The sequence below is a fragment of the Bacillus sp. SIMBA_074 genome, assembly GCF_046534555.1.
In the GTDB taxonomy this organism is placed as follows: Bacteria; Bacillota; Bacilli; order Bacillales; family Bacillaceae_G; genus Bacillus_A; species Bacillus_A mycoides.
Window position 1 is genome coordinate 1 of sequence record NZ_JAWRYM010000415.1, and the last position, 277, is coordinate 277.

Annotated in this window: 1 protein-coding gene; it reads right to left on the reverse strand. The window is 49.8% G+C overall.

Annotation, left to right across the window (positions count from 1 at the left end; all coding sequences use genetic code 11):
* Positions 1-277 (reverse strand): thiolase family protein (locus tag SB773_RS31375; RefSeq protein WP_410594202.1); only part of this gene is annotated, 277 nt, incomplete at both ends.

The following is a 277-nucleotide window of genomic DNA, read 5'->3' on the forward strand; positions in this document are numbered from 1 at the left end:
ATAGGGACTCGGGACATGTTTTCCACTCCTCCCGCCACTACCACATCCATATCTCCCGACAAAATGGCTTGGGAAGCGAAATGGACAGCCTGCTGACTTGATCCGCATTGACGATCAATCGTCGTTCCCGGAACTTCAATCGGAAAACCGGCAATCAGTGCAGCAACGCGTGCTATATCACCCGCCTGTTCGCCAGCCTGTGAAACACAACCTAAAATGACATCATCGACAATCGACGAATCAATGCCTGCCTTTTCAATCAGCTTCCTCAATACTT